We start from the raw sequence: 17,531 nt of genomic DNA on the forward strand, positions 1-17,531 counted from the left end.
TTATTAAGGTGCATCTTTCAAGGTGTAAGTGATAGTACTATGGTATTGCTTACCATAATGCAGCCAAGGATACACAGTATTTAAATTTAACTTAGCTTTATAAGTCCACGGATAATCAATTCCTGAATTACTGGTAGTACTATAAATAACTTGTGGTGACTTTGTTAAAGTTATGGCCTTATTGCTATCATACAAAACAATATGGGCAGATAATATATCTTGATCAGTCTTCAAATCAGTGGCAGCTGCCATTACTTGCCAAAATTTACCATTATGACCATAACGGCGATCTAAGACTTTATAAGTTTGGCTTTGACCGTTATTAAATTCGTAATTAACATTATTAGTTAATGTCGCTTTCAAATCAAATTTTTGCGGATATTCAACCAAACTCAATCCCGCCGCAATTGGTTGCCAAATCCAAGTTCTAATCTTAGTAGGTTGATTAGAACTTCCATAAACAAAGTACGTCAAATCATAAGATGAATGAGTATCCCCACTCGGATTTATTTCTTTTTCATTGGATTTTACTTCCTGCCATTTACCAGTACTAGCGGTAATATAACTATGATTTAATTCAGTATGAGCATTCCCAGTTTCATCATCAGGAAACAGCGACGGAAAATCACTATTTACAGGAACTTCACTCAAGGTCACACTGTTTTGTGATTTAGCAGTTGGACTTAAAACTACATTAGTTCCCAAAGTCATCTTCCACAAACTATTATCATATGCAAGCATACTGTCATTATCTGCCTGCCGTAAATTTAAATGACTTAAATCTAAAGTTTGTAAATTATTACAGCCCAATAAAGCTTGCTTAGCATTTATTAATTTATCCGAATCATCATTATTTAAAGTGGCTTTTTGTAAGTTACCATCATAAATAAACATCCCTTCGATTGTCGTGGCGTTTTTCATATGCCAATTTTCTATTCCCTGCACTTCTTGTAAATGACGACAACTTGCAAACATCAAGCTAAAATCAGTTACATTAGACACATCTATATCTTTAGTGGTGACCGCTTCTAAATCGTCATCGTAAGCAAACATGGACTTCATATTAGTAATTTGAGCACCGTTAAAGCTGGACAAATCGAGGTTTTGAAGCTTTTTACAGGAGCCAAACATTCCTTCCACATCAGCCACCTTAGCAGCATTCCATTGATCAGTTCCTGTAATTGAAACCAAATTCTCACAGCCAAAAAACATGTAGCGCAAGCCTCTAGTGATTTCTGTTTGTGAATCCGAAGAAGTCGACAAAGTATTATTGACCTTGGAAATATCAAAGCCTTGCAAATTTAGACTTTTTAAGTTGCTATCATAGGCAAACATATATGACATGTTCTCAGCACTAGGAGTTTTCCAATTTTCAATTCCTTTAATTTCCTCTAGCTTATTGCAAGCATAAAACATCTTACTAAAATCTTTAATATTTTTCGCATCAAAGCCCTTCGTATTCACTACTGTTAAAGCACTATCCCCTGCAAACATTAAACTCATATCTGTGACATTAGAAACATCAAAATTAGTTAAATCTAATTTTCCCAAGTTCGAATCATAAGAAAACATATTATTCATATCTTGAGCAGCAGAAGTAGTCCAATTATCTAGACCATCAATTGCCGTTAATTTACTACAGCCAGTAAACATTTGACTAAAATCAGTCACCTTATTTACTTGAAATTGGGAAACATTCAGGCTTTGTAAAGATTCATCTTGATCAAACATATGTGACATGTCTTTGGCATTGGGGGTCGTCCATTGGTCTAAGCCTGTGATAAGCTCTAACTTATTGCAACTAGCGAACATTGTACTGAAATTAGTGACTTGTGAAACATCCCATTGAGAAACATCGAGATGAGCGATAGCCCGATCATAAGAAAACATATTCGACATATCAAGAGCATTTTTAGTATTCCAATTTTCTATGCCCTCGATTGTAGTTACTGCTTTACAACCATTAAAAACTGCATAGAAATTTTGAACATGGGAAACATCAAAGTGGCTAACATTAATTGTTTGTAAAGATTCATCTTGATCAAACATATTTCTGATTTCTAACAATTTAGAAGAGGCATTTGGACTGTAGAAATGTCTTAAATCCAACGTCTTTAACAGTGGACATTTTTGAAACATTGCGACCATCGACTCAGCTGCAGGAGTTTGCCACTGATCTAGACCTTTAATCTCAGTTAAAGCATCACAGCCGGAAAACAGATAATCAAAATTAACAACTTTATCCACCTTAAATCCAGCTAAATCTAGAGTTGTTAAACTTTTATCACTACTAAACATACTACGAAGATCTGTCACATTAGAAACATCTAACTTATCCAATCCTGATATTGACGTTAAATTTGTCATTCCTGAAAACATATATGAAGTATTGGTAAAGTTAGCAATTTTATCTTTAATATTTACTTGTGTGATCTCTTCCAGATGGTCTTTCCAAGGCCACGATTGATTATCATTGATATTAGTTGGCTGTTTTAAGGCATCGGTTATTGTTAATACACCTTTATCATCAAGCGACCACCCTGGTCCACTAGCCGGAGTAGCTCGGACTAATCGAGCTATCGGAATTGGTTTAGTTAAGGTAGTAAGTACCGAGATTGACGGTTGGGTTTTGGGCAATTGGGTTAATTGACTAATAGCAGGTAAAGTTTTATCAGTAGCAATTATGATAGACGAATCAGATTGTACTTGTGCTTTCACAACGATATTTGAAACAGGACACCAATAATATACGAAGAACCCTATTAAAAAGAAAAAAAACTTCCAAAAATCAGATTTCATCATTATCAATGAGGAAAGTATTTTTGGGAGAGAAACTGACCAATTAGTCATGATAAGATGATTATAATTAGTAGTTCGCGGTCGTTCATCTGACATAATGAACCTCCTCATAACTCTAAAATAATTTTTGAAATAAAAAATTTATATTTAAAACTGTAGAAAATGCTTTATTAAAAAGACATCTTTATTATTTTAAAGTCACTTTAAGTCTATTATATCATTATAAAAACTTAATAAATAAATATTTTTTTCTTAAATAATTCCCCTTATACAAAAAATAAAAAAACAGCCCGCTAAACGGGCTGTTTTTAGGATTTGTTAATGATTTACAGTGAATTTTTGCCAAAAAGCGCGGGCAAATTTTTCATAAAATTTACATCCTAATAAATATTTATCAATAGAAACAAATTCGTTAGGTTGATGATCCGTTGTACCATCAGCTGGTCCCACAATAATAATCGGTAAATTAAGGACATGATGATATTCAGAAGCATCTGTAGCACCCATGCCTGCTGTCAAATCACCTTGCAATTGAAATTGTTCTTGCAAAACTTGACTAGCTAATTGTGCTAATGCGGTTTGCCCTTGGTTTGGCAATGGCGGTTCGGGATAACTATAAGTAATCTTTAATTGTGCTCCTTGTGAATTTAAATGGTGCACAATGTCATCTAATTGCTGCATTACTAACTCATTGGGATAAGCGGGAATGGTCCTAATATTTCCTGTTAACCAGGCATGTGCTGGCACAGTATTAATTTGTGCACCTCCTTGGATTTGACTCACTACATGGGTTAATGAACCTAAGATTTCATCTACTTGATTATCTTGACTTAAAGTTATTTGTGCCTGATGCACAAACTCTACTAATGGTAAAATTGCGTTTTTACCTAAACTAGGCTGCGAAGAATGCACACTTTTACCTAGTGATTCCACTCTATAATCAATAACTCCCTTGTGAGTCACTCGAATGTGCAAATCAGTAGGTTCGCCAATCACTAAGCCTTGTAATTCACTAGCATAACCAGCTTCGGTCAATTGTGCAGCTCCATATTCACCGGTTTCTTCACCGACAGAAGCTAATAAACGAATCCGTCCGTCTAAAGGCTGTTTACCATCTAGCAAATCTAACATTGCCACTACCATGGCAGCTAAGCCCGACTTCATATCACTAGCGCCTCGCCCATAAAGCTTGCCATCTTTCATAGTGGCAGTAAAGGGGGGATAATCCCAATCTTTACTAGAATCAACAGCTACTACATCTTCATGCCCAGAAAAACCTAACAAGGGACCATGATCACCAATAGTCACCACTAAATTGTCACGTCCAGGTGCATAACGGACACGTTGAATCTGTGCTGGATAACCCGCGAATAAATCAGCTAAATAATCAGCCACTTGTGCTTCTTGGTCATTAATTGAAGGAATCGCAATTAAATCTGATAAAATTTTTAGAGCTCGTGTTTTTTCCATATTAACCCCCTAAGCTTCCAAAATCTTTGCTAAAAAGTCTTGTGCCCGTTCCGTTTGTGGATGAGCAAAAAATTCTTGCGGGGAATTAGTTTCTTGAATATAGCCATCAGCCATAAACCAAACTTGGTTGGCAACATTCTTCGCAAAACCCATTTCATGAGTTACTACCACCATGGTCATTCCTTCAGTGGCCAAATCTTGCATAACCTTTAAAACTTCACCAACCATTTCGGGATCTAAAGCAGAAGTTGGCTCATCAAAAAGCATAACCTTGGGATTCATCGCCAAAGCCCGCGCAATGGCAACCCGTTGTTGTTGTCCTCCTGACAAGTTATTAGGAAAAGCTTCTGCCTTGTCTGCCAAACCAACTTGTTGGAGTAATTTTTGCGCTAATTGAGTTGCGTCTTCTTCCGTCATCCCTTTAACTTTCATCGGGGCCAGTTTTAAATTTTCTAAGACACTTTTATGTGGAAACAGATTAAAATTCTGAAATACCATTCCCATTTGTTGCCGCAATTGATCTAAATTTTGGTCATCTAAAGCCGTCAATTCATCGCCTTCAAAAAAGACTTTCCCAGCAGTGGGTTTATCGAGAAGATTTAAACATCTTAAAAAGGTACTTTTGCCGGCACCAGAAGGTCCAATTAAACAAATTACTTGCCCATCATAAACATTTTCACTGATATCTTTTAATACTTCATTTTTACCAAAAGTTTTCTTTAAGTGTTCAACTGCAATCACTGGTGTTGCTTTTTCTTCATTATTATTCATGTGACATCTTCCTTTCAAAGTGTTTCATTAACCGTGAAATTCCAAAAGTAATAATAAAGTATAAAATCATCGTAATCACTAATGGCATTACACCCCGATAAGTATCAGCTTGTACAATCTTGGATTGATAAATTAAATCTTTTACCCCAATAACTGAAACAATAGAACTTTCCTTAATTAAAGAAACAAATTCATTACCCAAAGCCGGCCAAATATTCTTCATTGCCTGTGGCAAAATAATATATTTCATCGTCATTGATCTGGACATCCCTAAAGAACGCGAAGCTTCGGTTTGTCCTACTGGGATTGAATTAATACCTGAACGGATAACCTCAGCCACATAAGCCGCTGAATTCAACGATACCGCAATAATTCCGGACAAAAGCGCAGGAATATTAACAACTAGCCCTAAACCAAAGTAAACAAACAATAATTGAACCATTAAAGGTGTGCCCCGAACAAATTCAATATAAGCTGTAGCAATTCCAATTGCCACCTTACTATGACTCAACCGCATCAAAGCTAAAATAATCCCAAGTAAAAAGCCGAAGAATACTGAAATAGCTGAAATAAAGATGGTATAGCCTAAACCGGCAATAAAGAAGTCTTTATAAGCCCACATTGAATTACTGGATTTAGCTGCTGCTTTTTTATTTTTATTAGCTTTAAAACTGCCGGTAGTCATATACTTACCTGCTTCAGGTAGGTATTTTTTATTGATTAAATTTTTAGCTTTAATTTCTGTAATGGATTGATTAGCTGCATTTACTAACGATTGTGCCCCTTTAGGAAAAGCAATAGCGGTCCCCGGAACTTTAATTTTGAATTTTGCATCTACCGCCGTTAAACCATTGGTATTATTCGCATAAGCCTCCGCTGAAGCCTGATCTAAGACTACGGCTGCTACTTTGTGCGTTTGCAAAGCTAAAATTAAATCTGTAATCTTATCCATACCTTTTAACGTGGACTTTTTAGCTTGATTTTTAACTAAGTTATATTGAATAGATCCTGTTTGTGCCCCAACACCTTGGCCGGCTAAATCTTTATAGGTCTTATATTTACCCTTGTCACCTTCATGGATAACCATATACATCCCACCATGAAAATAAACATCACTGAAATCAACACTCTGAGCCCGTTTAGCTGTCTTACTCATCCCAGCCATGGCCATATCAATTTTGCCCGTTTGTAAAGCGACCAGTAAAGAATCAAAATCCATGGACTTAACAACTAATTTCACACCCAAATCTTGAGCGATTTTTTTGGCAATGGCGACATCCATTCCTACAATTTTGGACTTACCATGAGCCATAAACTCATAAGGGGGAAAGTCAGGACTTGTCCCCATAACTAAAGTTCCCTTGTCTTTAACCTTCTGTAAATATTGATCATTAGCTGGTGGAACATTATTGTCAGCTGCTTGTACTAAAGTAGTACCCAAACTACTAATAAAGAAAACTGTTGCTAATATAACTGTTAGCCATTGCCGAAATTTTTTCATTATGCTACTCCTTTAAAGGTTATTAATTATTTTAATTATTATGTGCTGTTTGGTACTTGGGATAATGCATCTAACTACCTCAGCTTTCTTAAAAATAAAAAAGAGGAAGCCCACAATGAGGCTTCCCCGGTTAACCAAAGAAAAAGCCTGCATGTGAGAATCCATGCAGACTTAGCTATTACAAGAGAATGAAGTCGGCATGAACACGAACTGACGTCTCAGGTCGCATCCATCCAAAACGGAATCAACCCGAGTGTTACCGGCTTCGCAGGCGGATATTCAATTGTGATAAATATGAATTAATCATTGCCCTTTCTCCTTAACCTTGTCTAATTAGTTTTTAATTTTACGGGAAGTGAATGATTCTGTCAAGCATTTTTTGAATTTAAAATAATAATTAAAAGTATTTTACAATCTAGTTTGCTTGGAACAATACCAAAGATTAGCCCCCATTAGTAACTTATCTTAAGATTTAACGTGTTTCTAAATTCGAGGGTAATATATGTAACAAGTCATCTTCAGTAGTATTTGAAGATGACTTAAAATATTTACTTAAGGTTTTAAAACTAAATGTTGATTGACAAAAGCATCAATTCCTAAATCACTCAATTCCCGACCATATCCAGAATTCTTGATACCGCCAAAAGGCATATCGGGTGTAGACGACCAGCCAGCATTGATGAAGGACATCCCTGTTTCAACTTGTGCTGCTACTTTTTCTGCATGCTGTAAATCACTTGAGAAAACAGTCCCACCTAAGCCATAGCTGGAATCATTGGCCAATTGGATGGCTTCTGCTTCATTTTGTACACGATATACGGAAGCTACTGGACCAAATAATTCTTGATTAAAAATTGGATTATCATGACTAATATCCGTTAAGATAGTAGGTTGGAAGAATTGTCCTGGCAAGTCTACTGGTTCGTTACCGTAATAAACTTTAGCACCTGCGGCCACAGCTGTATCAACTTGTGCCTGTAATTTTTCTTTGGCGCTCTTTGAAGATAGTGGTGCTAAAGTTGTAGTTTCAGCCATAGGATCACCCATTTTCACTTGACTGAAAGCTGTCTTTAACATTTCTAAGAATTGATCATACATACTATCCATCACAATAAAGCGCTTGGAAGAGGTGCAAACTTGTCCCGCATTAAATAAACGAGCTTGCGGTACAACTTTTTGTAGTTCATCCCAATTTGCATCATCTAAAACAATAAAAGCATCATTACCACCTAATTCTAAGGTTGACTTCTTTAAATTTTGACCTGCAGTAGCAGCAATTGATGTTCCTGCTCGTTCAGAACCAGTTAAGCACACACCCGCAACTCGTGGATCAGCAATCGCGGTAGCTACTTGATCATAATTAATAAATAAGTTAGTCAAAGTCCCTGCGGGTGCACCTGATTCTGCGACTAAATCTGCAAACATTTGAACAGACATTGGACAAATAGAAGCAGATTTTAAAATCATTGGATTTCCAACCATAATATTAGGAGCTAAGACTCGCATTACTTGATATAATGGGAAATTCCACGGTTCAACAGCAACAATCACCCCAGTTGCTTGTTTTAGATAATAAGCATCACCAAATTTAGTTTTTAGAGGTACAGGTTGCAATAACTCTGCTCCATGTTCGGCATAGTATTGGGCAATCCAAATACATAAATCTACTTCGCCTTGAGCTTCTGTTAATAACTTTCCCATATCATAAGTCATAGCTCGAGCTAAGTCGTCGCGCTTTTTTTGCATTAAATCAGCAATATTTTGTAAGATTTTGCTCCGACTTTCTGGCTTTTCTTGGCGCCATTGTTGATATAATTGATGACCTGTCGCTAAGGCCTGCTCTAAATCAGCATCGGAAGCATTAGGATATTCTTTTAAAGTTTCATTTGTATATGGATAAATAGTTTTATAAGCCATTGTTACTCTCCTTTATTTACACCAAAATTACAATCCTTGGTACGACCGCTAAAACAATTGTTGCGTACCAATTCTATTCTTATTATATGATGCAAACGCTTAAAAGTAACTAATGATGCTTGTTAATCAACTAACTATTCTTGAAAATAATCATAAAGCTGCTGGGCAGTTAGGGCCTTTTTAGCAGGTCCGCTAAAGTCAGCTTGAATTTGTCCTTGACTTAAAACTAATAAACGATTGCCATATTGCAGCGCATCTTCTAATTGATGAGTAATCATCAATGCAGTTAAATTATCCGTTTGAATGTGCTCATTGGTGGCTTGCATTAATGTCGCACTAGTATGTGGATCTAAAGCTGCTGTATGTTCATCAAGCAAGATAATATCAGGACGTTTTAAAACAGCCATTAAAAAACTCAAAGCTTGTCGTTGTCCTCCGGATAAAGATCCTGTCGCTGTATCTAAGTGAGTTTCTAAGCCGTTATTCATTGTTGTTGCTAACTCATGAAAATGATTTAAATGCTGCTTTAAATGGCGTGGCCGCAAAGTCCGATGTTCACCACGTTTCGTGGCTAATAACAAATTTTCTGCGACTGTCATTCGAGGAGCAGTACCCATTTTAGGATCTTGAAAAACACGACTGAGAAATTTAGTATGTTGTTCTTCTGACATTTTGGTAATATCTTTTCCGTTATGCAAAATCTGCCCGGCATTTACTGGCAGTAGGCCACTAATCACATTAAACAAAGTTGATTTACCAGCTCCATTAGTTCCCACTAAGGTAATAAAATCACCTTGATTAATTTGTAAATTGATGTGCTTTAAAATTGTGGTTTCTTGTGCAGTACCACGATTAACAACTGTACTAACATTTTTTAACTCCAAAATTGGCTTAGTCATAATGGCGCACCCCTTTTAACAAAGTAGTTTTTAAGCGTAAATGTTTTTCTAATTGCGGCAGCATCATACAAATAGCCAAGACTAAAGAAGACAATAAATTTAAATCATTAGCATTAAATCCAAGCTGCAAGACGGCCAATAATAATAGCCGATAAACAATACTTCCTAAAGTCACCGCAATAAGGCGTTGGTTTAAAGTTAGCTCGCCAAAAATCACTTCCCCAATAATAATTGATGCTAAAGCAATTACAATAGTACCAATACCCATATTAATGTCGGCGTAACCATTGCTTTGAGCAATCAAAGCTCCACAAACACCAACCAAGCCATTAGAAATCATTAATCCCATAATGACCATGCTGTCAGTCTTGATTCCTAATGATTTGGCCATTTGGTCATTATCACCAGTAGCAATAAATGCTTGTCCCCATTGTGTTTGCAAGACAAAAATCAAAGCTAAGGTAATCACTAAGATAATTATCATCCCGACTATGACACTATCAAAATATTGTGGTAATCCTTGTAAAAATTTGCCGCTAAATAACGTTTTTTGACCTAATAACGATATATTGGATTTACCCATAATGCGCAAGTTAATCGAATATGCGGCTGTCATTACCAAAATTCCAGCTAGTAAACTGGGGATTTTGCCTTTGGTATATAGTAGACCTGTAATCAATCCTGCTAAAACGCCCACTCCAAAAGCTAATAATGTAGCCATTATAGGAGACACGCCATGTGTTATAGCTGTCACTGCTGTAGCAGCTCCTAACGGAAAAGTTCCCTCAACTGTCATATCTGCAAAATTTAAAATCCGAAACGTTAGATACAATCCTAATCCTAATAATGCCCATAAAAGGCCTTGGCCAATGGCCGAAACTACTAAATTCATTATTTAATAACCTCCCCTTTAGTTTGTGCTTCTTTTAAGAAGCGTTTAGGTACCTGCAAGCCTAATTTTTGGGCTTGCTTTAAGTTAACTACCGGATCTCCATGGCGCACATATTCAATCGGTGTGGTAGCTGGTTGCTTTTTACCCTGCAAAATTGCTGCTGTTAAGTGTCCTCCAATAATGCCTAATTTGTATTGGTTAATACTATAAGTAGCTACGCCACCTTGTTTGACCATGGTATCCACAGCAGGAAAAACTGGCTTGTGTACAGCATCTGAATTTTTCACTAGCGTCTGCATCGCTCCTGCAATCACATTATCTGCAGGTACAATCACAGCATCTACATGTTGCAACATCTCTTGGGAAACTTGATTCAAATCATTGCTGTTGGCAATTGAATATGATTTGAGAGGGATTTTCATTTCGCGAGCTTTTTGGACGATTAACTTGTGCTCAGCTACAGCCGAACTATCACTAGAAGTATAAATAACGCCCAAAGTCTGCAAATGTGGTAAGAATTCTTTAATTAACCGTAACTGATCGGCTACAGGTGATAAGTTTGAAACACCCGTAATATTACCGCCTGGGCGCTTAAAATTATGAACTAAGCCGGCAGCCTTAGGATCTGTGACAGCTCCCAACACTAAGGGGATTTTTTTAGTGGCATTGGCAAGTGACTGTGAAGCGGGAGTCGTAATTCCTACTACAACGTTGGAATTTTCATTAACTAATTTGGAGGCCATAGTTTTCAGATTACTTTGATCACCTTGAGCATTTTGATAATCAATATCCACATTCTTGCCATTGTGATAACCCTTTTGTGCTAATCCCGCCGTAAAACCTTCTTGAATTTGATCTAATGCGGGATGATGCATCAAAGTTAAGACACCCACGCGCGGTTTAGCTTGCGCATTTAGCTGTCCACCTTCATTAAAAAAGGCAACTACTAAAAATGCTGCTAGAATTCCAATTAATGCTACCATTCTTTTCATTTTATTATTCCCATCCTTTCCAAAATAAAAGAGGAGCCCACAAGAGGCTCCTCTTTAAAAAAACAAAGAAAAAGCCTGCATGTGAGAATCCATGCAGACTTTAAAATTATGGAGATTAGCCGGCATGAATACGAACTGAAACCTCAGGTCGCATCCATGACGGAATTAACCCAAGTTACCGGCTTTGCCAACGAGCATTTAACTGTACATTTGAGTTAATCATGACTATTCTCCCTTTCATATCTGATTTAAGGGAAATTATAAAGACAAAAGCAATACTTGTCAACTATTAATTTATTTTTTTAAACTTTGATATTGTTCATCACTAACTGGTTCTAACCATTCAGGAGTTCCCGCTGTAATCGCAATATGTGAAAACCAGCTATCTTGAGTGGCTCCGTGCCAATGTTTGACACCATCATGCGTTACAACAACATCTCCTGGCACTAAATATTGAGCTGGCTTGCCTTCTTCTTGATACCAGCCTGTACCACCAGTCACTAACAAAATTTGGTAACCTGCACGATGGATATGCCAATTATTGCGACAACCGGGCTCAAAAGTAACATTTCCCACAGTGACATTAACTTCAGGATCACTAACTAAAGTATTTAAATAACTTTGTCCTACAAAATATTGGGCTAAAGCATCATTTTTTGCTCCTAAATTAAAGATAACGCCATTTTTTATATTTTCATTTTCTGCCATTTTAATTACTCCTTTTTCATATTGTTACGGATTTTGACAAATTCCAGCAATGAAACCTGCAATACTAACGCACAAAATTAAGATTCCTTCTTAAATTTTTGTAAATACTGCGCAAAAGATTCATCATCGGAAATTGTACATTGGAGTTTGCCATCATACCAATCAATTTTATGATTGACAATTTCTAAATTGTGCTGCAAATCAGAAATTTGCTTGTTAGCACGTTGACGAACTTTTTCCAATAGTTGCTTGCGTTTCGCAATTGTTTGATCACCTTCTGCACGCCAAGTAACATACTCTTTCATTTCACTCATTGTCATTCCAGTGCCTTTTAAATGCAATAAAAAGCCCAACCAGCTCACATCTTGTTCAGTATAATAACGGCGATTAGCATCATCTCTTTTAGGGATAATTAACCCTTCTTGCTCATAAAAGCGCAAAGTATATGTTGACAATCCTACTAATTGGGCGAACTCACCAATCGTAAAAGTCTTTTGCAGATTAGATTTCATTGCTGTCGTCAAATATATATCCTCCTTAAATAGCAATTTTAGTTTATTACTTAGAGTCGACTCGAAGTCAAGCGTTAATTAATCATTTGAAACGTTTTCTTTAATATTATGTTACTATGAATGGGTAGAGGTGGGTGATTAACATGGAAAATGTTTTTAATAAATTTTTTAATGACTATGATGATTGGTATCAAACTCCAGTTGGGCAATTTGTTGATCAAGCAGAAACTCAAACACTAGTCAAATTATTGCAGCCAAAAGCCCAGCAAAAAATTTTAGATGTCGGCTGTGGCATTGGCAATTTCACAATTAAACTAGCTCAACAAGACTGTCAAGTAACTGGAGTCGATATTGCACCTAACATGTTGCAACAAGCACGACAAAAGTTACAGCAGCAACAACTCACTGCACAATTAAAAATCATGAATGTTGAAAAATTGTCTTTTTTAGATAATAGCTTTAATGCAGCTTTTTCCATGGCGGCTTTTGAATTTATTAATAATATCCAAAGCGCTTACCAAGAAATGTGGCGAGTGGTACAACCTGGTGGTCATATTGTTATTGGTACTATTCAAAAAAATGGCTCTTGGGCTAATTTTTATGAAAGCCCCGCTTGTCATGGAACTGCTTACGAATTTGCCCACTTTTGGACTGCGGAACAATTAATTGCTTTGGATCCAAAACATTTTGTTCAACAAAAAGATTGCTTATTCTTACCACCCAATCTTCCCGAAAATAATTACAATTTAAAAGCTGACCAAAATGCAATGCAAACAACTAATATAGGGGGATTCACATGTCTACTATTCCAAAAATAAGTTGTCAAATTAGTTTTTATCCTTTAGGTGATACTGATTACAACACAACTATCAAACAAGTTTTAGATATCATTCACAATTCTGATATCACCGCTGAAGTTAATGATATGGCAACCATTTTACGTGGTGAGGCACCAAAAATCTTTAATTTGTTACAGCAAATTACTACAAAAATGGATACAAACAATGTCCATTATGTCATCACAACTACGATTTCTAATACCTGTGGCTGCGAATTATAATTTAATATAGCTAGCAGCAGATTAAAAGTCTACCTACTCTTTAAAATACTATTACCCTATTTTCACTTTTAAACAAATACACAATAGCAAGTTATGCTCATACTTTTGACTAGTTTGAAAATAATTATTGTAATTTAGGATATTTCTTATTAAATATAATTTGTATTGTCACAGTTAATATTTATTAGAGAGGCCACGATATATAATGAATCGAGTTAATCAACTTTTAGGTACTAAATATCCTATTATTCAAGGAGCCATGGCTCAATTAGCTACCGCCCAACTAGCAGCAGCTGTTTCAAATGCTGGAGGTTTGGGAATTATTGCTGCAGGTGGTAAAACTCCTGACGAAGTGCGGGAACAAATTCACGAAGCTCGTCAATTAACTGATAACAATTTTGGTGTCAATCTTATGTTAATGGATCCTAATTCTCCTAAGATTGCTCAAGTGATTGTTGAAGAACAAGTTCCTATTATTACGACGGGTGCAGGAACACCTAAAAAATTAATGCCAGTTATGAAGGCTAATGGTATCAAAGTTATTCCAGTCATTCCCAATGTTGAATTAGCAGTTAAAATGGAACAATTGGGTGTTGACGCGGTAGTTGCCGAAGGAATGGAAGCAGGTGGTCATATTGGGCAATTAACTTCTCAAGTATTATGGCCTCAAGTAAGTGATGCAGTTTCTATTCCAGTAATTGCTGCAGGTGGGATTGCTGATGGACGTGGAATTGTTGATGCCTTTGTCGATGGCGCAGAAGGAGTGCAATTGGGAACATTATTCTCAATAGCCAAAGAAAGTCCTGTCGGACCTAAATGGCGCCAAGCAATTATTGAAGCAACAGATACTTCAACAATTATTACTGGCTTGTCTTTAAGCGCTCCAGTAAGATCCTTAAAAAATAAAATGACTTTGAAATTTAGTGAATTAGAAAGAAACGCCCAGAACCGTGAAGAGTTAGAAACTATTGCAGTTGGTGGCTTAAAGAAAGCAGTTTTTGATGATGATGTAGAAACTGGTTCTTTAATGGCCGGCCAAATTTCAGGGATGATTAAGGAAGCTAAAACTTGCAGAGAAATTATTGAAGATTTATTTAATGATGCCAATGCAGTCACAAATAAAGTTCAATCGCCTTTATTTTAAACAATATAGTTAACACTCAACAAGGCTGAGATAGATAGTGGTTTCAGCTTTTCTTCGCCCATAATTGCAACTGTTTAATGCCCTTTATAATATCTTGGTTTCTACTGAATTTTCCTTAAAGTAGCTTTAATCTACATAAGACAATTCTAAAAAAACGTTGCATATTATCAAAATTTTATTTTATAATTTCAATAAATTGAATGGAGTGAGATATTATGGCAAAAGATAAAATCGTTTTAGCATATTCTGGCGGGTTGGATACTTCTGTTGAAATCGCCTGGTTGAAAAACAAAGGTTATGATGTCATTGCTTGTTGTATTGACGTTGGTGAAGGTAAAGATTTAGAAAAAATCAAAGAAAAGGGCTTGGCAGTTGGTGCTGTAGAATCTGTGGTCATCGATGCTAAAGAAGAATTTGCCCAAGAATATTGCTTACCGGCTTTACAAAGTCATGCTTATTATGAAGACAAATATCCTTTAGTTTCAGCGTTATCAAGACCTCTCATTGTTAAAATTTTAGTCGAAGTTGCCAAAAAGTATGGTGCCGTTGCGATTGCCCACGGCTGCACTGGTAAAGGTAATGATCAAGTACGTTTTGACGTTGGTATTCGGGCCTTAGCACCTGAAATGAAAATTGAAGATCCTATTCGTGAAACTCATTGGTCACGAGAAGAAGAAATTGATTACGCCAAAGAAAATGGGATTCCTGTACCAATTAATAAAAAAAGCCCCTATTCGATTGACGAAAACCTTTGGGGAAGAGCTAACGAGTGCGGGATTTTAGAAGATCCTTGGGCTAGTGCTCCCGCAGATGCTTATGACCGCAGTGTTGATATTAAAGATGCTCCCGATGAACCCGAAATTATCACAATTAGTTTTGAGCAAGGTGTACCAGTCAAATTAAATGACGAAAAATTATCACTGGCTAGTTTAATTATGAAACTAGATAAAATTGCTGGCAAACATGGTATTGGCCGAATTGATCATGTGGAAAATCGTTTGATTGGTATTAAATCACGCGAAATTTATGAATGCCCTGCAGCTACAGTTTTATTAACTGCTCACAAAGATATTGAAGATATCACATTAGATAAAACTTTAGATCATTTTAAACCTATTGTAGAAAAAGAAATTGCCGAATTAATTTATAATGGACTTTGGTTCTCACCGTTAATGGATAGCTTGTTGGCTTTCATTAAAACCAGCCAAAAAGACGTCAATGGTATTGTTCGCGTTAAACTCTTTAAAGGAAATGTTATTTGTGAAGGCCGCAAATCACCAAACTCTTTATATGATGAGAAGCTTGCTACTTATACAGCAGCTGATGAATTTGACCAAGAAGCTGCTTTAGGATTTATTAAACTCTATGGTTTACCAACACAAGTATATGCTCAAGTTCACCAAAAACAGGCAGGACAAAGCAATGGCCACAAATAAACTTTGGGGGGGCCGTTTTGAAGCCAGTGGTGATGAAAATATTGATGCTTTTGGCGCTTCCATTAACTTTGACCAGCTTATGGCTGCTGAAGATTTGCAAGGATCATTGGCCCATGTGGAAATGTTGCAAGACACCAATATTATCCCTGAAACTGATGCTAAACAAATTATTCAAGGCTTAAAAAGCCTACAACAACAACTAGCCACTGGTAAACTTAAATTTGATACTACTAACGAAGACATTCATATGAATATCGAAGCCCTTTTGACTAAAGAGATTGGACCTGTAGCTGGTAAACTGCACACTGCTCGCAGTCGCAATGATCAAGTGGCAACTGACTTTCATCTGTATCTCAAAAAGCGCTTGCCCAAAATCATTCAAACTATTCAAGAACTACAAAGAGTTTTAGTAACCAAAGCTGAAGCAAATATTGAAACCATCATGCCTGGTTATACCCATCTCCAACACGCACAGCCAATTTCTTATGGTCATTATTTAATGGCATACTTTTATATGTTGCAAAGAGATGTAGAACGCTTTGAATTCAACCAACAACACACCAATTTATCACCTTTAGGAGCAGCAGCGCTAGCTGGTACTACTTTTCCAATCGATCGCCAACAAACAACTCGCAAGTTAGGATTTGATAAGCCTTACTCCAATTCATTAGATGCAGTGTCAGATCGTGATTTTGCGTTAGAATTTTTAAGTAATGCTGCGATTTTAATGGTGCATCTCTCACGTCTATGTGAGGAAATCGTTCTTTGGTCTTCATATGAATTTGGCTATTTGGAATTGTCCGATCAGTATTCTACAGGTAGTTCCATTATGCCTCAAAAAAAGAATCCTGATATGGCCGAATTAATTCGGGGCAAATCAGGACGTGTTTTTGGAGATTTATTCGGACTTTTGACAGTCATGAAGTCTCTGCCTTTAGCATATAATAAAGATATGCAAGAAGACAAGGAAGGTACTTTTGATGCGGTTAAAACTATTATTCCCAGTTTAAAAATATTGGCTGGAATGTTGGACACTGCCCAAGTTAATTCTGAAAAAATGGCCGCAGCCACAGAAAAAGATTTTTCCAATGCTACTGAATTAGCAGATTACTTAGCAGTAAAGGGAATTCCCTTTCGCCAAGCACATGCTCTTGTTGGCCAATTAGTCCTAGAAGGTCTCAAAACTGGCGTAACTTTGCAAGAAATACCACTCAGCAAATATCAAGAAATTATGCCTGAGATTGGCTCAGACGTGTATCATGATTTACAATCAAAAATTGCGGTCGAACGACGGCAATCACTAGGTGGAACGAGTTTTGCTCAAGTCAAACACCAAATTGCTGAAGCTAAGAAAATTTTAGATAAAATTGATTAAATGATAATTATAAAAAACAGTTAGGAAATATCCTAGCTGTTTTTTTACATATAAC

General features: G+C 36.5%; 15 protein-coding genes. 5 read left to right on the top strand and 10 right to left on the bottom strand.

What is annotated here, in order from left to right; genetic code table 11:
* Window positions 1–3 precede the first annotated feature (3 nt).
* The 10 genes from DS830_RS05765 to DS830_RS05810 form a co-directional block, all read right to left on the bottom strand.
* Entirely contained in the window at window positions 4–2,895 is a 2,892-nt protein-coding gene (locus DS830_RS05765) for a BspA family leucine-rich repeat surface protein (RefSeq protein WP_162887533.1), read from the bottom strand.
* Between the two features lie 222 nt (window positions 2,896–3,117).
* A complete protein-coding gene (locus tag DS830_RS05770; protein ID WP_118908597.1) occupies window positions 3,118–4,269 on the bottom strand; it encodes an ArgE/DapE family deacylase in 1,152 nt (383 codons plus the stop codon).
* A 9-nt stretch (window positions 4,270–4,278) separates the two neighbouring features.
* Window positions 4,279–5,040 carry an amino acid ABC transporter ATP-binding protein gene (locus DS830_RS05775; RefSeq protein WP_118900775.1) on the bottom strand — a complete coding sequence of 254 codons (762 nt, stop codon included), beginning with the start codon at window positions 5,038–5,040 and terminating at the stop codon, window positions 4,279–4,281.
* Entirely contained in the window at window positions 5,033–6,541 is a 1,509-nt protein-coding gene (locus DS830_RS05780) for an ABC transporter substrate-binding protein/permease (protein ID WP_118908598.1), read from the bottom strand. Before DS830_RS05780 ends, DS830_RS05775 begins: the two co-directional genes overlap by 8 nt.
* A 552-nt stretch (window positions 6,542–7,093) precedes the next feature.
* A complete protein-coding gene (locus DS830_RS05785; protein WP_118908599.1) occupies window positions 7,094–8,458 on the bottom strand; it encodes an NAD-dependent succinate-semialdehyde dehydrogenase in 1,365 nt (454 codons plus the stop codon).
* Between the two features lie 134 nt (window positions 8,459–8,592).
* On the bottom strand, window positions 8,593–9,357 hold the full coding sequence (locus DS830_RS05790) for an ABC transporter ATP-binding protein (RefSeq protein WP_118908600.1): 765 nt from the start codon (window positions 9,355–9,357) through the stop codon (window positions 8,593–8,595).
* Window positions 9,350–10,249, bottom strand: a complete 900-nt coding sequence (locus DS830_RS05795; protein ID WP_118900768.1) for an ABC transporter permease — start codon at window positions 10,247–10,249, stop codon at window positions 9,350–9,352. The genes DS830_RS05790 and DS830_RS05795 overlap by 8 nt, the downstream gene beginning before the upstream one ends.
* Window positions 10,249–11,241, bottom strand: a complete 993-nt coding sequence (gene trpX, locus DS830_RS05800; protein ID WP_118900766.1) for a tryptophan ABC transporter substrate-binding protein — start codon at window positions 11,239–11,241, stop codon at window positions 10,249–10,251. Before trpX ends, DS830_RS05795 begins: the two co-directional genes overlap by 1 nt.
* A gap of 294 nt (window positions 11,242–11,535) precedes the next feature.
* Complete coding sequence (locus DS830_RS05805; protein WP_118908601.1) at window positions 11,536–11,949, bottom strand: cupin domain-containing protein; 414 nt, start codon at window positions 11,947–11,949, stop codon at window positions 11,536–11,538.
* A gap of 77 nt (window positions 11,950–12,026) precedes the next feature.
* Window positions 12,027–12,473, bottom strand: coding sequence for a MerR family transcriptional regulator (locus DS830_RS05810; RefSeq protein ID WP_310648249.1), 447 nt, complete (start codon window positions 12,471–12,473; stop codon window positions 12,027–12,029).
* Between the two features lie 131 nt (window positions 12,474–12,604).
* Between DS830_RS05810 and DS830_RS05815 the strand changes: the two genes are divergently transcribed.
* The 5 genes from DS830_RS05815 to argH all read left to right on the top strand — a co-directional run bounded on the left by DS830_RS05815 (window position 12,605) and on the right by argH (window position 17,476).
* Window positions 12,605–13,279: a class I SAM-dependent methyltransferase gene (locus tag DS830_RS05815; protein ID WP_118908602.1), complete on the top strand. Its 675-nt coding sequence runs from the start codon at window positions 12,605–12,607 to the stop codon at window positions 13,277–13,279.
* On the top strand, window positions 13,258–13,521 hold the full coding sequence (locus DS830_RS05820) for a YkoF family thiamine/hydroxymethylpyrimidine-binding protein (RefSeq protein WP_118900760.1): 264 nt from the start codon (window positions 13,258–13,260) through the stop codon (window positions 13,519–13,521). Before DS830_RS05815 ends, DS830_RS05820 begins: the two co-directional genes overlap by 22 nt.
* A gap of 205 nt (window positions 13,522–13,726) precedes the next feature.
* Window positions 13,727–14,665: a nitronate monooxygenase gene (locus tag DS830_RS05825; RefSeq protein WP_118908603.1), complete on the top strand. Its 939-nt coding sequence runs from the start codon at window positions 13,727–13,729 to the stop codon at window positions 14,663–14,665.
* Between the two features lie 215 nt (window positions 14,666–14,880).
* Window positions 14,881–16,101, top strand: a complete 1,221-nt coding sequence (locus DS830_RS05830) for an argininosuccinate synthase (RefSeq protein WP_118908604.1) — start codon at window positions 14,881–14,883, stop codon at window positions 16,099–16,101.
* Window positions 16,088–17,476, top strand: a complete 1,389-nt coding sequence (gene argH, locus DS830_RS05835; protein ID WP_118908605.1) for an argininosuccinate lyase — start codon at window positions 16,088–16,090, stop codon at window positions 17,474–17,476. Before DS830_RS05830 ends, argH begins: the two co-directional genes overlap by 14 nt.
* The last annotated feature ends 55 nt before the right edge of the window (window positions 17,477–17,531 follow it).

This window comes from Bombilactobacillus bombi (assembly GCF_003522965.1).
Lineage (GTDB): Bacteria > Bacillota > Bacilli > Lactobacillales > Lactobacillaceae > Bombilactobacillus > Bombilactobacillus bombi.